The sequence below is a fragment of the Hydrogenophaga sp. genome, from assembly GCF_030651625.1.
GTDB lineage: Bacteria > Pseudomonadota > Gammaproteobacteria > Burkholderiales > Burkholderiaceae_C > Hydrogenophaga.
The window spans coordinates 20,066-43,152 of record NZ_JAUSCF010000031.1 but is presented as its reverse complement, the minus strand read 5'-3'; the positions used below and the strand labels follow the sequence as shown (position 1 = coordinate 43,152).

The window sequence follows — 23,087 nt, the reverse complement described above, 5'->3', positions numbered from 1 at the left end:
GTGATGGGCGCACCCACGCCCGCCATGGGGCACTACCGGGGAGGAATCGCGTCCGAAATCGCCGAGACGGGCCAGCCGGAACGACGAAAAAAGACACTGAACCTGGACAGGAAGCCGGGCGGGCGCAGCGGGTGGCGCCGATTGCGGGTAAACCCCGGAATTATAGCCCGCCGCAGAACTGGCCCATTGGACAAGAATGCCCAACCCCAAGTATCGGTATCTGGCAGTCCGCCGCCTGCCAATGGTTCGCCTGCTATCCAGGCACACCTACGGAACTCACGGCGCTGGCATAAAGGCAGATGGCAGCAGCGGCGGCAGCGTTGAGCGACTCTTCTCCGCCGGGCTGCGGGATGCGTACCGACAAGCTCGCCATCTCTTGCAGCGCTTCACCAATGCCCTGACCCTCATGCCCCATCACCCATGCGCACGGGCTAGGCAGCCTCGCCTGCTGCAACAAGGTGCCTTGATGAGAGCTGGTCACCACCATCGGCACCTGCAAGGCGGGCAGCTCCTCTACCGACAAACCTTCAACAAGGTGCAAGCCGAAATGGGCGCCCATCGCAGCACGAACCACCTTGGGAGACCATAAAGCAGCCGTTCCCTTGACGGCGAGCACCTGCGCGAACCCGAATGCCGCCGCGCTGCGCAGAATGGAACCCACATTGCCAGCGTCCTGCAAACGGTCCAGCACCACCGTGGCCTGCCCAGGCCAGAGCACGGGTGCGGCAGGCATATTCCAGACAAAACCAACCTCGGCCGGCGACTCCAGTCCACTGATGCTTTTCATCAAAGCCTCTGGAAGCACATGATTCTTTGCCGCTGCCTGACGGAGGACAGGCGGCGCCTCAGCCCAGCCCTTCTCCGTGAACAGTGCCAGTTCGGGCTTCTGGTTGCGGGCAAGCAAAGCACGGCAAAGGTGGTCACCCTCAAGCCAGATCTGACCCTGTTTGCGGTACGCGGCGTTGTCTCTTGCCAGCACACGAAGACGCTTGAGCAGTGGATTCTCCCGCGATGTGATGGTGCTGGGAGCGTTCATGGCTTGGCCTTTTCAATGGCCAGCACGCGCGCAACCGGAGCGAAGGATCGGCGGTGGTCGGGCAAAGCACCATGTATTTCAAGCGCCTGCAGATGGAGGACCGTTCCATAGCCTTTGTGGCGGTTGAATCCGTAAGCAGGGTGTCTCAGATGCAGGTCCTCCAGCATGCGATCGCGCGTGACTTTGGCGATGATCGATGCTGCTGAAATGGCTGGCACCAGTGCATCACCCGACACGACGGCTTCTGCCAATATGTCCAGCGCTGGCAGGCGGTTGCCGTCGACCAGCACCTTGTGCGGCTTCAGGCGCAGGCCCCGCACCGCACGTTGCATCGCGAGCATGGTCGCCTGCAGGATATTGAGTCGATCAATCTCCTCCACCGAGGCCATCGCGATGCTGCAGCACAATGCCTTGGCGCGTATTTCGTCGTAGAGGGTTGCCCTGCGCCTGGCGGTGAGCTGCTTGGAGTCGGCCAGACCCTTGATGGGCTTGAGCTCATCCAGGATCACGGCTGCGGCCACCACCGGACCAGCGAGCGGGCCTCGCCCGGCCTCGTCTACGCCGGCCAACAGACCAGGCCCGTCCCAGACAAGGGAAGCCTGTTCAGCCTTGAAGAACTTTTTCGATCGCATCGGTGGCGAGTTGCGCGGTGTCACGTCGCAAGGTTTCATGCAATGCCGAAAATCGTGCCTGCAATGCGTTGGCTTTGTCGGGGTCATCGAGCCAAGCCAGCGTGGCGCGTGCCAGTGCATCGGGTGTTGCAGCGTCCTGCAGCAACTCGGGCACGACGAATTCGCCACACAGGATGTTCGGCAAGCCCACCCAGGGCTGCAGTTGTTTGCGGCGCATGATGTGCCAGGACAGCCGGTTCATGTTGTAGGCGATCACCATCGGCCGCTTGAACAGAGCGGCTTCCAGCGTGGCTGTGCCACTGGCGATCAGCGTGACATCGCAGGCAGCCAGAACAACGTGCGATTGTCCCTCAACGAGGATCAGCGAATCGCCCAGGCCGCTTGCCGCAGCCAGTTGTCCGATGCGCTCGCGCAGCGCGGGAACCGCAGGCACCACAAAACGCAGCCCCGGGCGCGCTTCCAGCATCAATGCTGCAGCCGCAAAAAATCGCCTTGCGAGGTACTGCACTTCCGAAGCGCGGCTGCCCGGGAGTATGGCCACCACATGGTCCTCATCGCGCAAGCCCAGCTGGCGCCGGGCCGCGGCACGATCGGGATTCATGGGTATCAAGTGTGCGATCGGATGACCCACGTAGGTGGAAGCAATGCCATGCTCAGCCAGCAAGGCGGGCTCAAACGGAAAAATGCAAAGCACATGGTCGGCCCCACGTCTCACCTTTTCCACTTTCTCAGGCCGCCAGGCCCAGAAAGAGGGGCAGACAAAATGCACGGTGCGCATACCCGCTGCCTTGAGGTCGGCTTCCAGTCCGAAATTGAAATCGGGCGCGTCCACACCAATAAACAGTGCTGGCGGCTGCGCCAGCAATCGCTCTCGCAGGCGATTTCGAATACGCAGAATAGCCAGCAGCTTGGGCAATACCTCCAGGTAGCCCCGAACAGCCAGACGATCGCTGGGCCACCAGGCGTCAAATCCTTGTTCGACCATGCGCGGGCCGCCGATACCCGAGGCCACCAGATCAGGCCAGCGCTGGCGCATGGCCTGCAACAGAAGGCCAGCGAGCAGATCTCCAGAGGTCTCGCCAGCCACCATCGCAAACCGGCGTTGCGTGTCCATGAATGAGCCCAGCAACCCGTTAGCGGGCGATGCCGCGGGTCGCAGACGCCAGGAAGCGATTCATCATGTCCACATCGGCAGCCGCTGCGGGCATTTCGCCAGCCAGCGCTTCGATGCCGCTGCGCGACTGCTCAAGCGTGAGGCCCTGGCGATAGAGCAGCTTGTGCATCTGCTTGACGGCGGCCACACGGTCAGGCGTGAACCCGCGGCGACGCAGCCCCACGAGGTTGAACCCGCGAACCGCCAACGGATTGCCATCCACAAGCATGAAGGGCGGCACGTCTTGTGTGACGGCACTGGCAAAACCGATCATGGCGTGAGCGCCCACTGAAACGAACTGATGAATGCCCGTCAAACCACCCACCGTGACCCAGTCGGCCAGATGGACGTGACCTGCCAAAGTGGTGTTGTTCGCCAGTGTGGTGTGGTTGTCAACCAGGCAATCGTGGGCGATGTGGGTATAAGCCATGATCCAGTTGTCATTGCCGACTCGTGTCACGCCCCCTGCACCGGGCACGCCCAGATTGAAGGTGCAGAATTCGCGAATGGTGTTGCGGTCTCCAATGAGCAACGCGGTGGGCTCTCCCGCATACTTTTTGTCTTGCGGTATGGCGCCAAGCGAATTGAACTGGAATATCCGGTTGTCCTGCCCGATGGTGGTGCGCCCATCAATCACACAGTGCGCACCGATCGTCGTACCCGCGCCAATCCTCACATGAGGGCCAATCACCGTATACGGGCCGACGGTGACAGTCGGGTCGATCTCTGCAGAGCGATCCACGAGCGCAGTGGGATGAATCTGAGTCACGAGACACACTCCACCGGTACGATCAGGCAATGGTGCGCATGGTGCACATCAACTCTGCCTCACAAACCACGTCTCCTGCGACACGAATCACGCCTTTGAATTTGTAGATGCCTGACTTCATGCGATCGAGTTCAACGTCCATGACGAGTTGATCGCCTGGCTCCACCGGCCGCTTGAACCGTGCCCCATCAATACCGGCAAAGTAGTAGACGGTCTTGTCGTCCATGGTCACACCGGCGGTGTCAAATGCCAGCAATGCCGCCGCCTGTGCCATCGCCTCCAGCATCAGCACCCCCGGCATCACTGGCCGATTCGGAAAATGCCCGCCAAAGAAGGGTTCGTTGATGGTGACGTTCTTGATCGCCTTGATGCGCTTGCCCTTTTCGAGCTCGAGCACCCGGTCCACCAGCAAGAAGGGATAGCGGTGCGGCAGTTGCTTGCGAATCTCGTGAATGTCCATCATGGTTTCGTATTCTTTTCTGATGCTTTTTCGATCGCCTGCTCGACGGCCTTGAGCCGCTCGCGCAAACGGTTGAGCTGTTTCAGGGAAGCGGCGTTCTTCTCCCAGGTGGCATTGTCGTCGATGGGAAACATGCCGGTGTAGTGACCTGGCCGGCCAATCGATCGCGTCACCACTGAGGCAGCTGAAATGTTCACGCCGTCAGCCAGCGTGAGATGGCCGAGCACCACGGCGCCCCCGCCCACGGTGCAATGCGCCCCGATAACGGCACTGCCAGCCACGCCCACACAGCCCGCCATGGCGGAATGGGCACCCACGCGCACGTTGTGCCCGATCTGGATCAGGTTGTCCAGCTTCACGCCGTCTTCAATCACCGTGTCGTCAAGTGCGCCGCGATCGATGCAGGTGTTTGCGCCGATTTCGACATCGTCACCGATGCGAACCGACCCGAGTTGTTCGATCTTGACCCAGGCGCCCTGGTGAGGGGCGAAGCCAAATCCATCGGCTCCGATGACTGCACCGGAGTGAATCACGCAGCGAGCGCCAACGACACAGCGCTCCCCCACCACAACGCGCGGATGAAGCCACGTAGCTTCACCCACCCGTGCGCCTGCACCCACCACGGTATGGGGCCCGACCCGAGCGCCTCTGCCCACATGCGCCCCAGCACCGATCACGGCGAAGGGTCCCACATCGACGTCGTCTCCAATGGTCGCACTGGGGTGGACACTCGCAAGCGGATCGAGTTGAGCGGCGGGACGCTGTTCATGCGCGCGTCGCCACCATTGCGTCAGGCGCGCGAAATAGAGGTAGGGATCGTCAGTGACCACGCAGGGCCCCCTGGCAGCGGCCTGCGCCTGCAACGCCGGAGGCACGATCACCGCCACCGCACCAGTGGTCGCAAGCTGGCTGGCGTACCGGGCGTGGGAAACGAAAGTCAAATCGCCCGCTGAGGCTGAGCCCACAGGTGCAAGCCGCAGAATTTCGGCATCACCGGGACCCACCAGTGTGCCCCCCAGGGCATCGACGATGTCACCCAGGGTTGTAGACACGCCCACCCTCCGCGCGCTACTTGGCGTTGTTCAAGCTGCTCAACACCTTGTCGGTGATGTCGTGCTTGGGGTTGATGTACACAGCTTCCTGAATCACGAGGTCGTACTTTTCAGCTTCTGCGATCTGCTTGATCACTCGGTTGGCGCGCTCAAGCACGGCCTGGAGTTCTTCGTTCTTGCGCAAATTGAGGTCTTCCTGGAACTCGCGCTGCTTGCGCTGGAATTCCTGATCCTGCGTGATCAGCTGGCGCTGGCGAACCACCCGCTGGCTCTCGGCCAGCGTGGGCGCCTCGCGCTCGAATTTTTCCGAGGCACTCTTGAGTTGTGCCGCCAGGTTCTGCACCTCTTTCTCGCGCTTCAGGAATTCCTGCTCAAGCTTGGCCTGCGCCGTCTTGGCCAGGGAAGCTTCTCGAAAAATACGGTCCGTGTTCACAAAACCAATTCGAAAGTCCTGGGCCAGCGCAGACACCGCCATCACGCTGGCAATGATCATCAGTGCACCGGCTCGAAGTACCGAAAATAGGGAAGCATTCATCAAAAGGAGGTTCCGATCTGAAACTGGAATTTCTGGATTCTATCCCCTGCAAACTTGCGAATCGGGGTCGCGTAGGCAAAGCGCAAGGGGCCGATGGGAGAGACCCAGCTCAGACCCACGCCCGCCGAAGCACGCATGTCAGAGAAGGTCACCTTCTCCCTTTCTCCATAGACGTTACCCACGTCCACGAATGCAAACATGCGCAAAGTGCGGTCATTGCCTGCACCAGGGAATGGCGCAATGAATTCGGTGTTGAGTACAAAGTTCTTGGCTCCACCCACGTTGACAGTCTCGCCGGTCGTGGAACCAATCACCTCTGAGCGTGGACCCAAGGTTCCCTGGTCGAAACCTCGCACAGAACCGAGACCGCCACCATAGAAATTCTTCAGCACAGGGAAGTCCCCGTTGATTCCTCGTCCCACCCCGAGTTCGCCGTTGAAGGCCAGCGTGTACTGCCGGGTCAATGGAATGTATTGCTGAACCTGGTAGTTGAGCTTCACGTACCGCTTGTCACTGCTGAGACCGAACTCGGTGTTGAAACGCTGCAACCGGCCTTCGTTGGGCACCAGAGCACTGTCGCGCCCATCGCGGGTCCATCCGATCGTGGCTGGAAAATAAGTCCCGTCCTGATCGCGGTAGGCCACAGGCAGTTGATTGCCTTCGTCAATTCGGATGCGCTCTGCCCCCAGGCCAAAAAACACGGTATCGCGCTCGGTAAACGGAACACCAAATCGCACTGCCACCCCTGGGGTCACGATACGGTAATCGCCCCCTTGCTCCGTGTAGGGACGGGTCGTCTTGTAATAGACATCAAAAGTACGTGAAATTCCCTCGGGCGTGAAATAGGGGTTGGTGGTGGTCAGCACGAACTGTCGGTTGAACTTGCTCGTGTTGAGGTTGAGTCCAAGGTAGTTGCCCGAGCCAAACACGTTCTCCTGCTGGATGCCGGCAAGGAACGAAAGCTTGTCTGCCTGGGAATACCCTGCACCGATGGAGAGGTTGCCCGTGGGCTTCTCTGCCACGGTCACCACCAGGTCCACTTGATCCGGTGTTCCAGGTACCGGCTGTGTATCGATACCGACTTCGGTGAAGAACCCCAGACGATCCACCCGATCTCGCGACAGCCGGATACGGTCGCTGTCGTACCAGGCAGACTCCAACTGGCGAAACTCACGGCGGATCACTTCATCGCGGCTGCGGTTGTTGCCTTCGACATTGATGCGGCGCACGTACACGCGCCGTTGTGGCTGTGCCCTCAGCACGAATGACACCTGATTGTTCACCCGGTCGATTTCTGGCACCGCATCCACTTGCGCGAATGCATATCCAAAAGCGCCAAAGTAGTCGGTGAAGGCCTTCACCGTATTGGCCACCTCTTCTGCGTTGTAGGCCTCGCCAGCCTGCAGAGTCACCAGGCGCTTGAATTCCTCGTCCTTGCCAAGGTACTCACCTTCCAGTGCCACGGCCGACACGACGTAGCGATTGCCTTCCGTGATGTTGATGGTGATGGACATGCCATCTTTTTCCGGGTCAATGGCCACCTGGGTCGAATCGATGCGGAACTCCAGATAGCCACGCGTGAGGTAGTACGAGCGCAGTTTCTCCAAGTCAGCGTTCAGCTTTTCTCTGGAATAGCGATCGGATTTGGTGTACCAGCTCAACCAGCCGCCCGTGTCAAGGTCGAACAAACCCCGCAGGGTGGATTCTGGAAAGGCCTGGCTGCCGACGACGCGAATATCCCGGATCTTGGCAACATCACCCTCGACCACGCTGAAGTTGAGATTGACCTGGTTGCGCTCTCCGGGAGTGACTGTGGTGGTCACTTCTGCAGCGTACATGCTCCGGTTGATGTATTGGCGCTTGAGCTCCTGCTCTGCCCGGTCTGCCAATGCCTTGTCGAAGGGTCGCCCTTCTGTCAGGCCAATGTCGCGCAAAGCCTTCTTCAGTACCTCGGCATCGAACTCCCTGATGCCTGAGAAGCTCACGTCGGCAACGGAAGGCCTTTCTTCAACAATCACCACCAGCACGTCGCCGTTGATCTGGAGACGGACATCGCTGAACAAACCAAGTCCGAACAGCGACCGTATGGCAGTTGAGCCCTTGTCGTCGTTGTAGAGATCACCAATGCGAAAGGGGAGCGATGCAAACACGGTTCCTGGCTCAACGCGTTGCAGACCTTCGACGCGGATATCGCGCAGCGTGAATGGATCCACGGCCCAAGCCGGGAGCGCCGACAGCAAAGAGACGGCGAGCGCAGAGAGCGTCAGGCCGCGCCAACCATTTTTGATTTTTTTCATGGGAAGGAAATGTTCAGCCCGCCAGGCGGACCACATCATTGAACAAGGCTACGGACATGAGTGCCATCAACACAACAACACCACCGCGCTGCAGGCGCTCCATCCAGGCGTCGGATACGCTACGCCCAGTCACACCCTCCCAAAGATAATACATCAGGTGCCCTCCGTCCAAGACAGGCAAAGGCAACAAGTTGAGCACGCCCAGACTCACGCTGATCAGGGCCAGGAACAGAAGATAGGACGTGAGTCCCAGGCTCGCAGACTTGCCTGCGTAGTCGGCGATGGTGAGCGGCCCGCTCAGATTCTTGACAGATGCTTCCCCGATGAGCATGCGCCCCATCATCTTGAGGGTAAGCCAGGACACCTCCCAGGTGCGCACCACACCCTGCACGAGACCGTCCACAGGTCCGTACTTCACAATCATGAATTCTGGCGCTGCGCCGATGTAGGCGCCAATGCGTCCCACAAGAATGCCATCCACCATCTCAGCGGCGGGTGACACCTGAAGCGTGAATATCTGTCCCGCCCGTTCCAGTTGCCAGGCCTGGACCACCGGCTGCCCGTCCGGGTTCACGCCAGTCCTGATCAACGATCGCAATTGCTGACCGTCAGCGACGGGAGCACCATTCACCGCCCTCACCTTGTCCCCAGGCAGAAGTCCCGCCTCGGCTGCGGCACCTCCTTCCATCACGCCGCCAACCACCGGCGCACTCCAGGGCGCGGTAATCCCCATCCGCTCAAACAACTTTGCATCCACCTCTCGCACGTCCAACCGACCCAGGGGCAAGAGAACAGGACGCGTAGCGGCGCCCTCCCCCTTGCCGACCCACAGTGTCATGTCGTCGCCAGACAGCGCCGCCTGGGTCAACCGCCAACGCAAGTCGCCGAAAGAGCCCACATCCACAGCCTCTGAGTTGCCCACGGAAGCGCTTGCCACCCAGTCACCGCTGACAATGCCTGCCTGTTCCGCCAGCGAGCCAGCAACAGGGCTCCCGAGAATGGGCTTGGGTTCTTCTACCCCACTCCAGTTCACCACCGCATACAGCACGGCTGCCAGGAGCAGGTTCGCGGCGGGGCCTGCCGCGACGATCGCAGCGCGAGACCGCAACGGCTGGGTGTTGAACGCCAGGTGTCTCTCTGCCGCATCGACCGGGCCCTCCCGCTCATCGAGCATGCGAACGTACCCACCCAAAGGCAATGCACAAAGAACGAACTCGGTGGGACTTCCCTTGCGTTGCCAGCGCAGCAGGGGCTTGCCGAAACCCACGGAAAAACGCAGTACCTTCACACCACAAGCCACAGCCACTCGGTAATGACCGTACTCATGGATGGCGATCAGGACGCCGAGTGCAACGACAAACGCAATCAGGGTAAGCATGGCAGGGATTCCTAAATGCGGAAAAGCGTGAGCGAGTGCGCTTGATTGAATTCTGCGCCGCTCACTTCTGCAAACGCAAGATTTGCGCCTCGGCCATCGCACGGGCTTCAGAGTCTATCGCCATCAAGCCAGCGAGATTTGCTGGTTTGGAGGGCAGCAACCCAGACAAAGTTGCATGGTTGACCGCATGAATCTGATCGAATCGCAGGCGACCATCCAGAAAAGCGGCCACGGCGACTTCGTTCGCAGCATTCAGGACAGCCGTTGTCCCTTCTGGGGACCGAAGTGCTTCCCAGGCGAGGAACAACCCTGGGTAGCGTACCTGGTCAGGCTCGACAAAAGTGAGCGACGCCAGCGTCGAAAAGTCCAGCGGCTGTGCACCGCTGTCCATTCGCTCCGGCCATGAAAGACCGTAGGCAATGGGCACACGCATGTCTGGCGTACCCAATTGCGCCAGCACGGAAGTGTCCTTGAACTGCACCATCGAATGGATGATCTGCTGAGGATGAATCAAGACCTTGATTTTCTCTGGCGCCAGATCAAAAAGCCATCGGGCCTCGATCACTTCCAGCGCCTTGTTCATCATGGTCGCTGAATCCACCGATATCTTGCGACCCATGACGAAGTTCGGATGCGCACATGCCTGCTCGGGCGTCATGGCCGCCAGTGTCTCCAGAGGCGTCTGTCTGAACGGCCCACCTGAAGACGTCAGCAAAATGTGGTCAATCCGCTTTGGCCAGTGGGAGGGATGTTCAGGCAGGCATTGGAAGATGGCCGAATGCTCGCTGTCGATGGGCAGCAATGTGGCGCCGCCCAGCCTGACTGTTTCCATGAAAAGCCCACCACCGACGACCAACGCTTCCTTGTTGGCCAGAAGGAGTTTCTTTCCCGCAGCGGCCGCGGCCAGACTGGGCGCCAGGCCCGCAGCTCCAACGATGGATGCCATCACGATATCGACGTCAGGATCTTCACTGACTTCGCACAGCGCGCGTTCCCCGGACAGCACTTCGACGTCCAGCCCCAACAGCCGCACCTTGTTCCTCAACGCCACAGCATGCTCATCGCTGACCATGACCGCATAGCGTGGCCGAAACTGTTTGCATTGCTTGAGCAGCAGGTCGACCTGAGTCGATGCGGTCAGCGCATGAATGATGAAGCGTTCGGGATGGCGGGCAATGACATCCAGCGTATTGACGCCAATGGACCCAGTCGAACCCAGTATCGTGACAGTTTGGTGCGTGTTCATGCAAATTTCACAGCAGGACCAGCATCATGGACAAGGGCAACACCGGAAGCAACGCATCGACCCGATCCAGAACACCCCCATGACCCGGAAGCATTTGACTTGAGTCTTTCACCCCAGCGCTGCGTTTGACCAAGGACTCCAGCAAATCGCCGACCACGCTCATGGCCACAAGGAAGAAGAGCGATGCAACGCCCAATAGCGGGCCCAATTGCCAGAGTCGCGCATAAAGGCTCCCCTGATTGCCAAGGCCACTGGCATCTGCCCAGAGCCAGCAGGCAGCAAGCAGACACACGCCAAACAAGCCGCTGATAGCCCCCTCCCAGCTCTTTGCAGGACTGATCTTGGGCGCCAGTTTCCGACGCCCAAATGCCTTGCCCCCGAAATACGCGGCGATATCGGCCATCCACACCAGCAGAAGCACCGACAGCAAGAATGCAAGCCCCATTTGCCTCGCCTGTACCAGTGCCAGCCACGCACAGCAGATCAAGAACAACCCGATCCACAACCGCAGGGGAGACGGCCAGACCGCCCACCCTGCCACGCCACGGGAAAGCATACCGATTGCAAGCACCACCCAAATCAGCCCGACCACAATCCAGCCCGATCGCCAGGAACGATCCAGTCCACCCCAAAACCAGAAAAGCGCCATTGCCAATCCAAGGAAGAAGCCCAGAAACAAGGACAAACCAGCCCGGCATCCATTGAGACGCGCCCACTCCCACCCGCCGGTCATGACGAGAAGCAGGCTCAGTGCCGTGAATGGGCGGGTATCGGAATAAAACAATGCTGGCAGCAAAACGGCCAGCAAAAGGAGTGCTGTGATGATGCGCTGTCTAAGCATGGCAACTGCCTGCCAGGACAGGCGCTGCCTCCACCGGGGCGCATTGCTCCGCCGTCTGCCCGAAACGCCTCTGTCGACCGGCGTAGTCAGCCAAAGCCCGATCCAGTTCGGCTGCATCAAAATCCGGCCAAAGACACTCGGTGAAATAGAGTTCGGTGTAGGCCGCCTGCCAGAGCAGGAAATTGCTGATGCGTTGCTCCCCACCCGTGCGAATCATCAGATCCGGGTCGCTCACATGTGCCATGGACATGGCTTGGGACAGGCTGGCCTCAGTGATCTCGACACCCTGGGATGCCAGTTTCTGGGCTGCTTGCACCACATCCCACCGCCCGCCGTAGTTGAAACACACGTTGAGGACCAGCTGGCTGTTGTGCTGCGTCGCTCGCTCTGCGAGCTCCAGCCCCTGCAGCACCTTTTCGGAAAGCCCTTGCCTGCCTCCGGGAAAGTGCAGTTGCACACCGTTGGCCTCCAGTTTGGGCACTTCGCGGGAAAGCGCCATCACCAACAACTCCATGAGACCTGAAACTTCATCGGGGGGACGACTCCAGTTCTCAGACGAAAAGGCAAAGACAGTGAGTATGCGTACCTTGCGTTCCAGACAGGCAGCCACCGCCTTTCTCAGAGCATCAACACCCTGCTTGTGCCCAGCCACCCTGGGAAGCCAGCGCTTCTGGGCCCATCGGCCGTTGCCGTCCATGACAATCGCCACATGCTTCGGAGCCTGCAGCGAGGGTACCTGGTGGGATGAAACAGGGACTGTCATCTGAAATCAAGCCGCATTGGACGTACTGAAGTCAAACCGCGAGGATGTCCTGCTCTTTGGATGCCACCAGCCTGTCGACCTCCGAGATCATTCGGTCGGTGAGCTTCTGGATCTCATCTTGTGAACGACGATCGTCGTCCTCTGATGCGAGCTTATCCTTCACCAGCTTTTTCACGGCTTCGTTGGCATCCCTGCGCAGGTTGCGAATGGCGATTTTGGCCGCTTCGCCATCGCCGCGCACCACCTTGGTCAACTCCTTGCGGCGCTCTTCAGTCATGGGTGGCATCGGCACACGAATCAGATCACCCTGGCTGGACGGGTTCAGCCCCAGGTCGGACTCCCGAATGGCCTTTTCAATCTTTGCGCCCATGCCTTTTTCCCACGGCGCCACGCCGATGGTGCGTGCGTCCAGGAGGGATAGATTGGCCACCTGCGAAAGAGGGAGCATGGAACCGTAGTAGTCGACATGAACCGTGTCGAGCAAAAGCGGATTGGCTCGACCCGTGCGGATCTTCGTCAAGCCACTCTTGAAGGATTCGATGGACTGCTGCATCTTGTGCTCGGCGGTCTGGCGAATTTCAGCTGTACTCATATTGTTCCTCGATCCTTCTCTGTGCTTCCGTTGTGTGCATCAAACGTGAACCAGGGTACCCTCATCGCCGCCCAGAACCACTTTGCGCAAGGCTCCTGGTTTGAAGATGGAAAACACCTTGACGGGCAGCTTCTGATCCCTGCAGAGGGCAAATGCGGTCGCATCCATCACCTGAAGGTTGCGGGCCATGGCCTCATCGAATGAAATCGACGCGTAGCGCGTGGCGTTCGGGTCCTTGTTGGGATCGGCCGAATACACCCCGTCCACCTTCGTGGCCTTGAGGACAATTTCTGCGCCAATCTCTGCACCTCGAAGCGCAGCGGCCGTGTCCGTGGTGAAGAAGGGGTTGCCGGTTCCAGCGGCAAACACCACAACCTTGCCTTCTTCCAGGTACTGAAGCGCCTTGGGGCGCACGTAAGGCTCCACAACCTGCTCAATGGCAATCGCCGACATGACTCGGGCCACGACACCTGCCTTGTCGAGCGCATCGGCCAGCGCCAGCGAGTTCATCACGGTGGCCAACATGCCCATGTAGTCAGCCGTGGCCCTATCCATTCCCACCGATCCTCCGGCCACACCTCGGAAGATGTTGCCACCGCCGATGACGATGGCCACTTCGACGCCCAGGCGCGTCACCTCGGCAATTTCCTCCACCATGCGAACGATGGTGGCCCGATTGATACCGAAGGCGTCGTCCCCCATGAGGGCTTCGCCCGAAAGCTTCAGCAAAATTCGTTTGTACGCTGGCATGGTGACTTTCTTCAATACGGTGTTCTGGTTTTTTTATTCAACGAGTGTAGCGGTGCCGGCTCCGGCACGGGCCACAGACGACGGGTCTGCACGACCGCTGTCCGCTCGATGAACGCTCCCTGGTCCTTGGTCCCTGGTCCCACGTGACAACGGGCCTTCCGGCCCGTTGTCTCATTTTGCGCAGGTTCGGACCATCAATCAGACTCAGGCGCCCTTGGCTGCTGCCACCTGTGCGGCCACTTCGGCTGCAAAATCGTCTACTTTCTTCTCAATGCCCTCACCCACAACATAAAGGGTAAAGCCCTTGACCGTCGTGCCAGCGGCCTTGAGCATCTGCTCCACGGTCTGCTTGTCGTTCTTCACGAACGGCTGGTTGAACAAAGAAACCTCTTTCAGGTACTTTTGAACAGCACCGTCGATGCGCTTGGAGGTGATTTCGGCACTTTGCTCCGGCTTGCCGGCGGCCACCAGCTCCTTGTTGGCCTCTTCGGCCTTGGCGCTTGCCACAGACCGTTCCCGCTCAATGAAATCGGCTGGTACTTCTGCGCTTGTGAGCGCCACTGGCTTCATGGCAGCAATGTGCATGGCAGTGTCCTTGGCGGGAACTTCTTCTCCGTCAAACTCCACCACGACGCCGATACGGGTGCCATGCAGGTAGCTGGCCAGCTTGCCCGATCCGCTGTAGCGCTTGAAACGGCGGAAACTCATGTTCTCGCCGATTTTGCCGATCAGCCCCTTGCGAACATCTTCCAGCGTGGGACCAAAGGACTCCTGGGCATACGGCAGGGCGGCAAGCGCCTCCAGATCGGCAGGATTGTGCTCGGCCACCAGACGCGCTGCTGCATTGGCCAGACTCAGAAAGCTGTCGTTCTTGGTGACGAAATCGGTTTCGCAATTGACTTCGATCAGGGCACCGGTGTTGCCATCGATGTGGCAGGCCACTACACCCTCGGCAGTCACGCGGCTTGCAGCCTTGCCTGCCTTGGTACCCAGCTTCACCCTCAGCAACTCTTCCGCCTTGGCCATGTCGCCTTCGGCTTCAGTCAAAGCCTTTTTGCACTCCATCATGGGCGCATCGGTTTTGGCACGCAGCTCTGCCACCATGCTTGCAGTAATCGCCATTGTCTTTTCTCCTTGATCTTCCTCGCGCCATGAAGCGCGGGCAGACATGTCATGTGAATCGGTAAAAACTTGTGAAAAAGGGGCTACAGGAGCCCCTCTGACTCACGCAGGCTGCAATTAAGCGGCCGCATCTTCCTTGACTTCGACGAACTCATCGCCACCCTCTTTCGAGACGGCCTTGACCACGTCGTTGACCGCGTTGGCACGACCTTCAAGGATGGCATCGGCGATGCCGCGGGCATACAGCGCCACCGCACGGGATGAGTCGTCGTTGCCCGGAATGACATAGTCGATACCAACTGGGGAATGGTTGGTATCCACCACGCCCACCAGAGGAATACCCAGTTTTTGAGCTTCCAGCACGGCAATCTTGTGGAAGCCCACATCGATGACGAAAATGGCATCGGGCAATGCGGGCATGTCCTGAATGCCGCCGATGTCTTTTTCCAGCTTCTCCATTTCGCGAGCAAACATCAATTGCTCTTTCTTGGTCATGCTGTCCAGGCCGCCCTCTTTCTGTGCCTGCATGTCTTTCAAGCGCTTGATCGAGGTCTTCACCGTCTTGAAGTTCGTCAACATGCCGCCCAGCCAGCGCTGGTCAACAAAGGGCACACCGGCGCGACGCGCTTCCTGAGCCACGATGTCGCGGGACTGGCGCTTCGTACCCACCATCAGAATGGTGCCGCGATTGGCGGACAGCTGGCGCACGAATTTGGCTGCCTCTTCAAACAGAGGGAGCGTCTTTTCGAGGTTGACGATGTGGATCTTGTTGCGATGGCCGAAAATGTACGGCGCCATCTTGGGATTCCAGAAGCGGGTTTGGTGGCCAAAATGCACACCAGCTTCCAGCATTTCGCGCATGGATATAGACATAAGGTTTACTTTCCAGAGGTTGAGTCTTAAATCCGACCCTGATCAGCTTGAAGACACACCCTTTTGGCGCGAACACTCCAAGTGACACCCGGTTGGGTCGGTTTGCGATTTGCTTGGCCCTCGAGGTGCGCAAAAATGCGCAAACAGCCGCAGGCAAAGCCAATCGAGTATAGCATCCGGCATATCGGTCGTCACCCTTCGCCTGAAAGCCTCTTGCAATTGGACAGGTCGCCGTTGAACCTGGTGGAAGCGAAGCCGCGCTGGTCCCTGCCCCCTTGCCGACTGCGGAAAGTCATGTCATGCAACACCAACCAGTGGTCGCAACTCCGACCCTTCCTTTTCAACGTCACGGGAGGTCAGATTGATTCGCCGGGTGGCCTACGATCGGCGCGAGGCTCTACACGGCCGTGACTCCACCCGGCAAATCGAGCGCCTGACGGCAGTCGCCCTTCCGCCACACACGCTCATGGCAAGAGCGGGGCTCGCTGTGGCTCAGCTTTCGCGTGCCGTGCAGCCCCATGTCAGATGCATCTGGGTGGCATGTGGTCCCGGCAACAACGGTGGAGACGGGCTGGTTGCGGCGACGCACTTGCATCAGCTGACAGTGTCAACGGGAACCGGCGTTCGCGTGATCGCCACCCACGACAGTGCAAATCCAGCCTTCTCGAAGACCCTCCCACCCGATGCCCAGCAGGCGTTGTCCGCGGCGCGCGAAGCAGGTTTGGCGATTCAACTTGAGGCTCCTGCCCAATTCGACCTCGCCATTGACGCGCTGCTCGGCATTGGCGCAAGTGGTCCGATTTTGAAGGACATGGCACAGATGCTGTCGCTCTTGCGCAGCACATCGTCTCCCGTAGTTTGTGTGGATCTGCCCAGCGGCCTCGACGTGGAAAGTGGCGTCCTGCAGCCTTTGCCCGACCACCAGCCAGGCGAAGGACGCCATCTGGCCGGGCCCAGATACACGCTCTCGCTGCTCACACTCAAACCCGGCTTGTTCACCAATGAGGGGCGGGATGCCGCCGGAGAGGTCTGGTACGACGACTTGATGGCAGTCCACGAGCCAGATACGTCGCCAATGGCCCGGCTGTATGCGGAGGCACCGGGCACCGTTGCACCAACCGGAAGACCCCATGCGAGTCACAAAGGAAGCTTCGGCGATGTTCTGGTGTTGGGAGGTCAGGACATCGCAATCAACGGCGAGGGCATGACGGGTGCTGCGATCCTTGCAGCAACGGCCGCATTGCACGCAGGAGCGGGCCGGGTGTTTGTGAGTCTGATGGGTGAACGCCCTGCTGCGGAAATCCGCTATGAGCCGCTTGCTCCGGAACTGATGTTTCGCACAACACAGCGCATACTCGAGTCAGACTTGCCCGAACGGGCCACGGTCGTCTGCGGCTGTGGCGGTGGCGCAGCGGTTGCGGGGATTCTGCCCGCCGTACTGACCAGATCACCTCGTCTCGTGCTCGATGCGGATGCACTCAATGCGATTGCAAGAGATCCCGTCTTGCAGGCGTTGCTGACACAGCGATCACAGCACGCATGGACAACCGTTTTGACACCTCACCCTCTCGAAGCAGCACGATTGTTGGCAACCAGCACCGAAACCGTGATGCACGACCGACTGACTGCCGCACAACGCCTGGCCACCCGGTTCGGCGCCATTTGCGTGCTGAAGGGCTCAGGCACCATCGTGGCAGAGGCAGAAGAAACGCCCTGGATCAATGCCTCCGGCAATGGGCGTCTTGCGACCGCAGGCACAGGCGATGTGTTGGCCGGCATGATCGGTGCCGCGCTCGCAGCACCCGTGAACAACAAAATTGGAGCTTCAGGACGGCGTGTGGCATCTGCCGTGTTTCAGCACGGGAATCTGGCGGACAGCTGGGGAAATACCGGCCGTCAGCACGAGGTGCCTGCCGGGCAGCCCACTCTCACGGCGGGCGGCTTGGCTCGACGAATTCGCCCGATCTCATGAACCCTGCCAATGGCAGGCAATGCCTCAGGCGATCAACATCAAGCCCACTTGCAGCAAGATGATCAGTACGAGCACCGACAGATCAACACCACCGATGGTGGGAATGACACGACGCACTGGACGCAGAATCGGCGAGCAAAGCCGGTCAAGGGTGACCAGAATCGGAGACTGAGGCTGAACCCATGACAGCACCGCATACACCAGAAGAAGCACCATCAGCCCCTGGAGGAGGCTGCGAAGCACCAATTTGAACGCCAGCACCGGAATGGCCATCACCAATGCGGCAGGAGATACGGCCACCGAGTTGAGCCCCGTGGCCAGCATGATCCACAAACCGCCATAGGCCAGGGCCAGCAGCACCACCGCCATCAAACTGCCCCAATCGACACTTCCTTGAGCCATGCCTCGAGGCAGAATACGGCGCACAGGTGCCACCAGCCAGTCTGTCACGGCCATCACGAATCGCCCTGGCTGCGCCCACATGGGAACGCGCAAATGGTTCATCCATGCTCGCAACAACCCTGCCGCGACAAGAAAGAAAAACAGCGTGTCCAAAAGGAACAGAGCGATGCGCATGCAATGGACTTGGTTATTTGGGTCAGGCGACTGGCAAGGCTGACCGAATCATGACCTTGGTGATTGGTGAAGTTTACCGAACGCTCCCGCTTGGGCGAATCTGAATGAAGCGTGTTGACTGTCGTGGTTAACGGCTGACCCCACGAAAGCCACAGCACCATGCTCCAAGATACGTTGCGCCAATGCGTGCTCGATGCACTGCAGGTAGTTGTCCCGAAAGCCCGGCTCGTGCGGCCCCGGGTGGTGCCAGTGTGCCGATACACAAAGGTCATCCACTGGAATCCCCCGCCGGTCTGGAGACTGACCCTTGCCTCCGTCCCAGTGCTTTCGAAGCCTTGAGCAACCCCCGTGACGCGCTCGCAGGCAAGGGGCCTTCGGAAGCCATCCGAGCATCCCAGGTGCGCACTGCCACCTCACCCTATGCCGTGTGTCGCCCTCGCGCTTCCCCATCACCTGCGACTCTTTCGAGCCTTTCCAGCGGAACTCCTTCCTGCACCACGATCCATTTTTTTTGCACCGGTTGATTTGCGGCCTGCCGGCAAGGACTCCTTCTCGGAAGCCGGCGAAAGATCCACCTGGCGAACCGGTGCCTGGGAACCGCCTCCCTTGCCGCGGCGGGGTTTGCCCGGGCGGCCCTTGGCTTCTCCGACTTCTGCTGACCCACCCTTGTCCCGCATGGCACGCAACACCAGATCGTCACCGCTTGAGACCAGCCGGAAGTCGATTCGGCGCCCGTCCAGATCCACCCTGCTGACCTGAACGTTGACACGGGAACCAAGGGCGTAGCGAATGCCGGTGCGCTCTCCGCGAAGCTCTTGCCTCGCCTCTTCAAAACGGAAAAACTCGCCACCCAGTTCAGTGATGTGCACCAATCCTTCCACATACATGGCGTCAAGCGTCACAAACAGACCGAAACTGGTGACGGAGCTGACCACACCGCTGAACTCTTCGCCCAGGTGTTCGCGCATGTATTTGCATTTCAACCAGGCTTCCACATCGCGACTGGCCTCGTCGGCCCGGCGCTCGTTGGCACTGCAATGCAGGCCTGCGGCCTGCCACGCCAGGGTGTCCACCGATGGCTTCTTAGCTGGTTCGTCACCCGCTGGTTTGGCCCGGCTGGCCAGCCGTTTGCTGAGCTTGGCGTGCGCTTCACCCGGTGTGGGCAGCTCCGGTAATTGGTACCGCTGCTGGCTCAAGATGGCCTTGATGACGCGATGCACCAGGAGATCGGGGTAGCGCCGAATCGGACTGGTAAAGTGCGTATACGCCTCAAACGCCAGTCCGAAGTGGCCACTGTTGATCGGCGTGTAGATCGCCTGCTGCATCGATCGCAGCAGCATGGTGTGAATCTGCTGCGCCTCCGGACGGTCCTTGGTGGCGCTCGCAATATGCTGGAACTCGGAGGGTTTCGGGTTGTCGCTGATGGTTTGCGGCACACCCATGGCCTTTAGGTAGTTGCGCAGGATTTCCTGCTTCTCCGGCGTCGGGCCTTCGTGCACACGAAAGAGGCCAGCCTGCCTGCCCTGGCTGATGAAATCGGCCGAGCACACGTTCGCCGCCAGCATGGCTTCTTCAATCAATTTGTGAGCATCGTTGCGTGTGCGTGGAATGATCTTTTCGATGCGTCCCGCCTCGTCGCACACGATCTGGGTCTCGGTGGTCTCGAAATCCACGGCTCCCCGCGCACTGCGCGCAACCAGCAAAGCGCGGTACACATCGTGCAGGTTGAGCAGATAGGGCACCAATGCCTTTCGCTGAGCGGCTTCTGGCCCCCGCGTGTTCTGAAGAATGGCGGCAACCTCGGTGTAGGTGAAACGCGCATGGCTGAACATCACCGCTGGATAGAACTGATACGCGTGAACTTCACCCTTGGCATTGACCAGCATGTCGCACACCATGCACAGGCGTTCAACGCCCGGGTTGAGCGAGCACAAACCATTGGACAGTTTTTCCGGCAGCATCGGAATGACGCGGCGAGGGAAATACACCGAGGTCGCGCGGTCGTAAGCATCCACATCAATCGCTGAGCCGGTTTGCACATAGTGGCTCACATCGGCGATGGCCACCAGCAGCCGCCACCCCTTGCCCCTGCCCACCTTCGCCGGTTCACAGTACACCGCGTCGTCAAAGTCGCGCGCGTCTTCGCCATCGATCGTCACCAGCGGCACGTCACGCAGGTCCACCCGGTTCTTGTGATCCGCAGCGCGCACATGGTCCGGCAGCGCCCTGGCCTGAGCCATTGCCAAATCTGAAAAAATGTGAGGCACACCGTACTTGCGCACGGCGATTTCGATCTCCATGCCGGGATCGTCGATCTCTCCCAGCACCTCTTTGACCCGACCCACAGGTTGGCCATACAGTGCCGGCGGTTCGGTGAGCTCCACCACCACGACCTGCCCTGTTTTTGCAGTTCCGGTGGCACCCTTCGGGATGAGCACATCCTGCCCGTAGCGCTTGTCTTCCGGGGCCACCAGCCAGACACCACTTTCCTGCAGCAGCCGTCCGATGATGGGGGCCTCTGAGCGCTCCACGATCTCGGTCACCCGCCCTTCTGGTCGACCTTTCCTGTCCAGACGAACGATACGGGCCTTGACCCGATCCCTGTGCAGGACAGCGCGCATTTCATTGGAAGGCAGATAGATATCTGCTTGTCCATCGTCACGAATCACAAAACCGTGCCCGTCACGATGACCGGACACGACACCTTCAAACTCTGCCAACAGGCTGTTTTTTTCGTTCACTTTTTCTCTGCTATAATTTCGGTTTTCCTGAGATGCCCAGGTGGCGGAATTGGTAGACGCACTAGTTTCAGGTACTAGCGCCGAGAGGCGTGGAGGTTCGAGTCCTCTCTTGGGCACCAATCATAAAGGCTTGCAAACACGTCGTTTGCAAGCCTTTTGTTTTTGTGGCGAAGGCAGATCGAGCAGTGGAAGACAGGCGCGGTACTCTGCTGCGCAATGCCGCGCTCAACCGATCGAATGCTTGCTGCGCCAAGCTGCTTCTGCTGTACAGAGCCAAGCACTTCAAATCGGTACTGCCAGCAAGTCGTGCCCCTCGGCGGACACGATGCGCGCCCTGGTGAACTCACCCACCTTCAGCGTCTTGCTGATCTTCTCCGGTGGCAGCAGTCGCACGACACCATCGATCTCGGGCGCATCGGCGTAGCTGCGCCCGACACCACCCTTTTTCCCCAGTCCAGGCGCGGAGTCCACCAGCACCTGCATGGTTGCCCCGACCCGCTGACGCAGCTTGGTCGTAGAAACAGCCTCGGCAACAGCCATGAAGCGCGCACGGCGTTCTTCACGAAGTTCTGCAGGAACGGGATCAGCCAGCTCATTGGCCGCCGCACCCTGCACAGGCGAATAGGCAAAGCAGCCGGCCCGGTCAATGCGGGCCTCTCCCACAAACGTCAACAAGTCCTGGAACTCTTCTTCGGTCTCCCCAGGAAAGCCAGCAATGAAGGTGCTCCGCACCACAATCTCCGGACAAAGCTCACGCCAGCGCGCGATTCGCTCCAGGTTCTTTTCACCACTGGCAGGACGCTTCATTCGCTTGAGCACGGCAGGGTGGCTGTGTTGCAGAGGCACGTCGAGGTACGGCAGGCAAAGGCCTTCTGCCATGAGTGGAACGATGTCGTCGACATGCGGGTAAGGGTACACATAGTGAAGCCGCACCCAGGCGCCATAGCCCCTTGCCAGTTCACCCAAAGCGCGCACCAGGTCAAACATGCGCGTTTTCACTGGCCTGCCATCCCAGAAACCGGTGCGGTACTGTACGTCCACGCCATAGGCCGATGTGTCCTGACTGACCACCAGCAACTCCTTGACGCCTGCGTCGAAAAGTTTGCGTGCTTCGCTCAGCACATCACCGATGGGCCTGCTGACGAGATCACCCCGCATGGACGGGATAATGCAAAAGGTGCAGCGGTGGTTGCACCCCTCGCTGATCTTCAGGTAGGCGTAGTGCCGCGGCGTGAGCTTGATGCCTTGTGCCGGCACCAGATCAACAAATGGATCGTGCGGTTTGGGCAGGTGCTGGTGCACCGCCGTCATCACCTCGTGGGTGGCGTGTGGTCCGGTCACCGCCAGCACACTGGGGTGCATCTGTTGCACCAGATTGCCGCCGCCCTCACCTTCACGCGCGCCCAGGCAACCCGTGACAATCACTTTGCCATTGGCGGCCAGCGCCTCGCCGATGGTGTCCAGGCTTTCCCGGACCGCATCGTCGATGAAGCCGCAGGTATTGACGATCACCAGATCGGCACCGGCAAAGGTCTTGGAGGTCTGATAGCCCTCAGCGCTGAGTTGCGTGAGGATGAGTTCGGAGTCTGTGAGCGCCTTGGGGCAACCCAGGCTGACAAAACCGACTTTGGGCGCTGAGGCCACTGACTGGACAACGGGTTCGGACATGTTCCGATTGTCTCAGACAGCCGGATTGCCTGCCCGAATGCACACAAACAGACTTTTCAGCGCTTCAGCCCGAGTGCAGCCAGCATCTGCTCGCTGTTCTTCTGCATCTGCTCCTGCATCTGGGTAAATGCGGTGCGCGACTGCTCAAGATAAGTCCCCATCATGCCTTGCATCATCGGGGATTGCACATTCATGAACTGCTTCCAGGCCTCCGGATTCAATCCGCTGGACTGCTCGGTCATCTTGTGCTGAAGATCCATGAAGATCTGCACGTTCTTTTCCAGGTACGCACCCATGAAGTCCTGCATGGCATGCCCGTAGAAACGGATGATGTTGGCCAGCACCTGCTCGGTGAAGATGGGGACACCTGCCGTCTCCTCTTCCAGAATGATCTGCAACAGGATGCTTCTGGTCAGGTCATCATTGGACTTGGCGTCTCGAACCACAAAGGGTTCGTTGTCCATCACAAGCGCCTTCACTTCAGCCAGGGTGATGTAGGACGAGGTATCTGTATCGTAGAGACGCCTGTTCGGGTACTTCTTGATGATGCGGACGCCACCCACCCGCTCGCTACCGGACGCTGCCTTGGATTTTTGCACTACGGACTTTCAGGAAGGAAGAGGCAAACGCC

Annotated in this window: 21 protein-coding genes and 1 tRNA gene; 2 read left to right on the top strand and 20 right to left on the bottom strand. The window is 59.6% G+C overall.

Annotation, left to right across the window (positions count from 1 at the left end):
- Positions 1-253: 253 nt before the first annotated feature.
- From Q7V46_RS14890 to rpsB, 16 genes are all read right to left on the bottom strand, one after another.
- The gene (locus Q7V46_RS14890) at positions 254-1,036 is read right to left on the bottom strand and encodes an RNA methyltransferase (protein WP_304914339.1); all 783 of its coding nucleotides are present in this window, start codon (positions 1,034-1,036) and stop codon (positions 254-256) included.
- Positions 1,033-1,668 (bottom strand): ribonuclease HII, encoded by a 636-nt coding sequence (rnhB, locus tag Q7V46_RS14885; protein ID WP_304914338.1) that lies wholly within the window; start codon positions 1,666-1,668, stop codon positions 1,033-1,035. The genes Q7V46_RS14890 and rnhB overlap by 4 nt, the downstream gene beginning before the upstream one ends.
- Positions 1,640-2,782, bottom strand: coding sequence for a lipid-A-disaccharide synthase (gene lpxB, locus Q7V46_RS14880; protein ID WP_304914337.1), 1,143 nt, complete (start codon positions 2,780-2,782; stop codon positions 1,640-1,642). Before lpxB ends, rnhB begins: the two co-directional genes overlap by 29 nt.
- A 19-nt stretch (positions 2,783-2,801) precedes the next feature.
- Positions 2,802-3,590 (bottom strand): acyl-ACP--UDP-N-acetylglucosamine O-acyltransferase, encoded by a 789-nt coding sequence (gene lpxA / locus Q7V46_RS14875; RefSeq protein ID WP_304914336.1) that lies wholly within the window; start codon positions 3,588-3,590, stop codon positions 2,802-2,804.
- A gap of 22 nt (positions 3,591-3,612) precedes the next feature.
- Positions 3,613-4,053 carry a 3-hydroxyacyl-ACP dehydratase FabZ gene (gene fabZ / locus Q7V46_RS14870; protein ID WP_304914335.1) on the bottom strand — a complete coding sequence of 147 codons (441 nt, stop codon included), beginning with the start codon at positions 4,051-4,053 and terminating at the stop codon, positions 3,613-3,615.
- Entirely contained in the window at positions 4,050-5,102 is a 1,053-nt protein-coding gene (gene lpxD, locus Q7V46_RS14865; protein WP_304914334.1) for a UDP-3-O-(3-hydroxymyristoyl)glucosamine N-acyltransferase, read from the bottom strand. The genes fabZ and lpxD overlap by 4 nt, the downstream gene beginning before the upstream one ends.
- A gap of 16 nt (positions 5,103-5,118) precedes the next feature.
- Complete coding sequence (locus Q7V46_RS14860) at positions 5,119-5,595, bottom strand: OmpH family outer membrane protein (protein WP_370690364.1); 477 nt, start codon at positions 5,593-5,595, stop codon at positions 5,119-5,121.
- A 41-nt stretch (positions 5,596-5,636) separates the two neighbouring features.
- Positions 5,637-7,934: an outer membrane protein assembly factor BamA gene (gene bamA, locus Q7V46_RS14855; protein WP_304914332.1), complete on the bottom strand. Its 2,298-nt coding sequence runs from the start codon at positions 7,932-7,934 to the stop codon at positions 5,637-5,639.
- 13 nt (positions 7,935-7,947) lie between these two features.
- Positions 7,948-9,312: an RIP metalloprotease RseP gene (gene rseP / locus Q7V46_RS14850; RefSeq protein ID WP_304914331.1), complete on the bottom strand. Its 1,365-nt coding sequence runs from the start codon at positions 9,310-9,312 to the stop codon at positions 7,948-7,950.
- Positions 9,313-9,373: 61 nt separating this feature from the next.
- Positions 9,374-10,558 carry a 1-deoxy-D-xylulose-5-phosphate reductoisomerase gene (ispC, locus tag Q7V46_RS14845; RefSeq protein ID WP_304914330.1) on the bottom strand — a complete coding sequence of 395 codons (1,185 nt, stop codon included), beginning with the start codon at positions 10,556-10,558 and terminating at the stop codon, positions 9,374-9,376.
- A 7-nt stretch (positions 10,559-10,565) separates the two neighbouring features.
- Positions 10,566-11,399: a phosphatidate cytidylyltransferase gene (locus Q7V46_RS14840; protein WP_304914568.1), complete on the bottom strand. Its 834-nt coding sequence runs from the start codon at positions 11,397-11,399 to the stop codon at positions 10,566-10,568.
- The gene (gene uppS / locus Q7V46_RS14835) at positions 11,392-12,162 is read right to left on the bottom strand and encodes a polyprenyl diphosphate synthase (RefSeq protein ID WP_304914329.1); all 771 of its coding nucleotides are present in this window, start codon (positions 12,160-12,162) and stop codon (positions 11,392-11,394) included. Before uppS ends, Q7V46_RS14840 begins: the two co-directional genes overlap by 8 nt.
- A 31-nt stretch (positions 12,163-12,193) precedes the next feature.
- Complete coding sequence (gene frr, locus Q7V46_RS14830) at positions 12,194-12,754, bottom strand: ribosome recycling factor (protein ID WP_304914328.1); 561 nt, start codon at positions 12,752-12,754, stop codon at positions 12,194-12,196.
- Positions 12,755-12,793: 39 nt separating this feature from the next.
- The gene (gene pyrH, locus Q7V46_RS14825) at positions 12,794-13,504 is read right to left on the bottom strand and encodes a UMP kinase (protein WP_304914327.1); all 711 of its coding nucleotides are present in this window, start codon (positions 13,502-13,504) and stop codon (positions 12,794-12,796) included.
- A 204-nt stretch (positions 13,505-13,708) separates the two neighbouring features.
- Complete coding sequence (tsf, locus tag Q7V46_RS14820; RefSeq protein ID WP_304914326.1) at positions 13,709-14,626, bottom strand: translation elongation factor Ts; 918 nt, start codon at positions 14,624-14,626, stop codon at positions 13,709-13,711.
- A gap of 117 nt (positions 14,627-14,743) precedes the next feature.
- Positions 14,744-15,499, bottom strand: coding sequence for a 30S ribosomal protein S2 (rpsB, locus tag Q7V46_RS14815; RefSeq protein WP_304914325.1), 756 nt, complete (start codon positions 15,497-15,499; stop codon positions 14,744-14,746).
- Positions 15,500-15,872: 373 nt separating this feature from the next.
- Here rpsB and Q7V46_RS14810 point away from each other — a divergent pair, with 373 nt between their 5' ends.
- Positions 15,873-17,471 carry an NAD(P)H-hydrate dehydratase gene (locus tag Q7V46_RS14810; protein WP_370690355.1) on the top strand — a complete coding sequence of 533 codons (1,599 nt, stop codon included), beginning with the start codon at positions 15,873-15,875 and terminating at the stop codon, positions 17,469-17,471.
- A gap of 24 nt (positions 17,472-17,495) precedes the next feature.
- Here the strand turns inward: Q7V46_RS14810 and Q7V46_RS14805 are convergent, their stop codons facing one another.
- Together Q7V46_RS14805 and rnr are read right to left on the bottom strand one after the other, a co-directional pair.
- Positions 17,496-18,047: a YggT family protein gene (locus tag Q7V46_RS14805; RefSeq protein ID WP_304914324.1), complete on the bottom strand. Its 552-nt coding sequence runs from the start codon at positions 18,045-18,047 to the stop codon at positions 17,496-17,498.
- Positions 18,048-18,496: 449 nt separating this feature from the next.
- Entirely contained in the window at positions 18,497-20,788 is a 2,292-nt protein-coding gene (rnr, locus tag Q7V46_RS14800) for a ribonuclease R (RefSeq protein ID WP_370690354.1), read from the bottom strand.
- Positions 20,789-20,822: 34 nt separating this feature from the next.
- Here rnr and Q7V46_RS14795 point away from each other — a divergent pair.
- A tRNA-Leu gene (locus Q7V46_RS14795) sits at positions 20,823-20,907 on the top strand.
- 163 nt (positions 20,908-21,070) lie between these two features.
- On the opposite strand, the gene rimO is transcribed toward Q7V46_RS14795, so the two are convergent.
- Both rimO and phaR read right to left on the bottom strand, forming a co-directional pair.
- Positions 21,071-22,456, bottom strand: a complete 1,386-nt coding sequence (gene rimO, locus Q7V46_RS14790) for a 30S ribosomal protein S12 methylthiotransferase RimO (protein WP_304914323.1) — start codon at positions 22,454-22,456, stop codon at positions 21,071-21,073.
- Positions 22,457-22,512: 56 nt separating this feature from the next.
- Entirely contained in the window at positions 22,513-23,055 is a 543-nt protein-coding gene (phaR, locus tag Q7V46_RS14785; RefSeq protein ID WP_304914322.1) for a polyhydroxyalkanoate synthesis repressor PhaR, read from the bottom strand.
- Between the last annotated feature and the right edge of the window lie 32 nt (positions 23,056-23,087).

Excerpts from the sequence above, each read along its gene's own strand:
- Q7V46_RS14890 (WP_304914339.1), bottom strand. The coding sequence starts at position 1,036 with ATGAACGCTCCCAGCACCATCACATCGCGGGAGAATCCACTGCTCAAG.
- rnhB (WP_304914338.1), bottom strand. The coding sequence starts at position 1,668 with ATGCGATCGAAAAAGTTCTTCAAGGCTGAACAGGCTTCCCTTGTCTGG.
- lpxB (WP_304914337.1), bottom strand. The coding sequence starts at position 2,782 with ATGGACACGCAACGCCGGTTTGCGATGGTGGCTGGCGAGACCTCTGGA.
- fabZ (WP_304914335.1), bottom strand. The coding sequence starts at position 4,053 with ATGATGGACATTCACGAGATTCGCAAGCAACTGCCGCACCGCTATCCC.
- Q7V46_RS14860 (WP_370690364.1), bottom strand. The coding sequence starts at position 5,595 with ATGATCATTGCCAGCGTGATGGCGGTGTCTGCGCTGGCCCAGGACTTT.
- bamA (WP_304914332.1), bottom strand. The coding sequence starts at position 7,934 with ATGAAAAAAATCAAAAATGGTTGGCGCGGCCTGACGCTCTCTGCGCTC.
- rseP (WP_304914331.1), bottom strand. The coding sequence starts at position 9,312 with ATGCTTACCCTGATTGCGTTTGTCGTTGCACTCGGCGTCCTGATCGCC.
- ispC (WP_304914330.1), bottom strand. The coding sequence starts at position 10,558 with ATGAACACGCACCAAACTGTCACGATACTGGGTTCGACTGGGTCCATT.
- Q7V46_RS14840 (WP_304914568.1), bottom strand. The coding sequence starts at position 11,399 with ATGCTTAGACAGCGCATCATCACAGCACTCCTTTTGCTGGCCGTTTTG.
- uppS (WP_304914329.1), bottom strand. The coding sequence starts at position 12,162 with ATGACAGTCCCTGTTTCATCCCACCAGGTACCCTCGCTGCAGGCTCCG.
- frr (WP_304914328.1), bottom strand. The coding sequence starts at position 12,754 with ATGAGTACAGCTGAAATTCGCCAGACCGCCGAGCACAAGATGCAGCAG.
- pyrH (WP_304914327.1), bottom strand. The coding sequence starts at position 13,504 with ATGCCAGCGTACAAACGAATTTTGCTGAAGCTTTCGGGCGAAGCCCTC.
- tsf (WP_304914326.1), bottom strand. The coding sequence starts at position 14,626 with ATGGCGATTACTGCAAGCATGGTGGCAGAGCTGCGTGCCAAAACCGAT.
- rpsB (WP_304914325.1), bottom strand. The coding sequence starts at position 15,499 with ATGTCTATATCCATGCGCGAAATGCTGGAAGCTGGTGTGCATTTTGGC.
- Q7V46_RS14805 (WP_304914324.1), bottom strand. The coding sequence starts at position 18,047 with ATGCGCATCGCTCTGTTCCTTTTGGACACGCTGTTTTTCTTTCTTGTC.
- rimO (WP_304914323.1), bottom strand. The coding sequence starts at position 22,456 with ATGTCCGAACCCGTTGTCCAGTCAGTGGCCTCAGCGCCCAAAGTCGGT.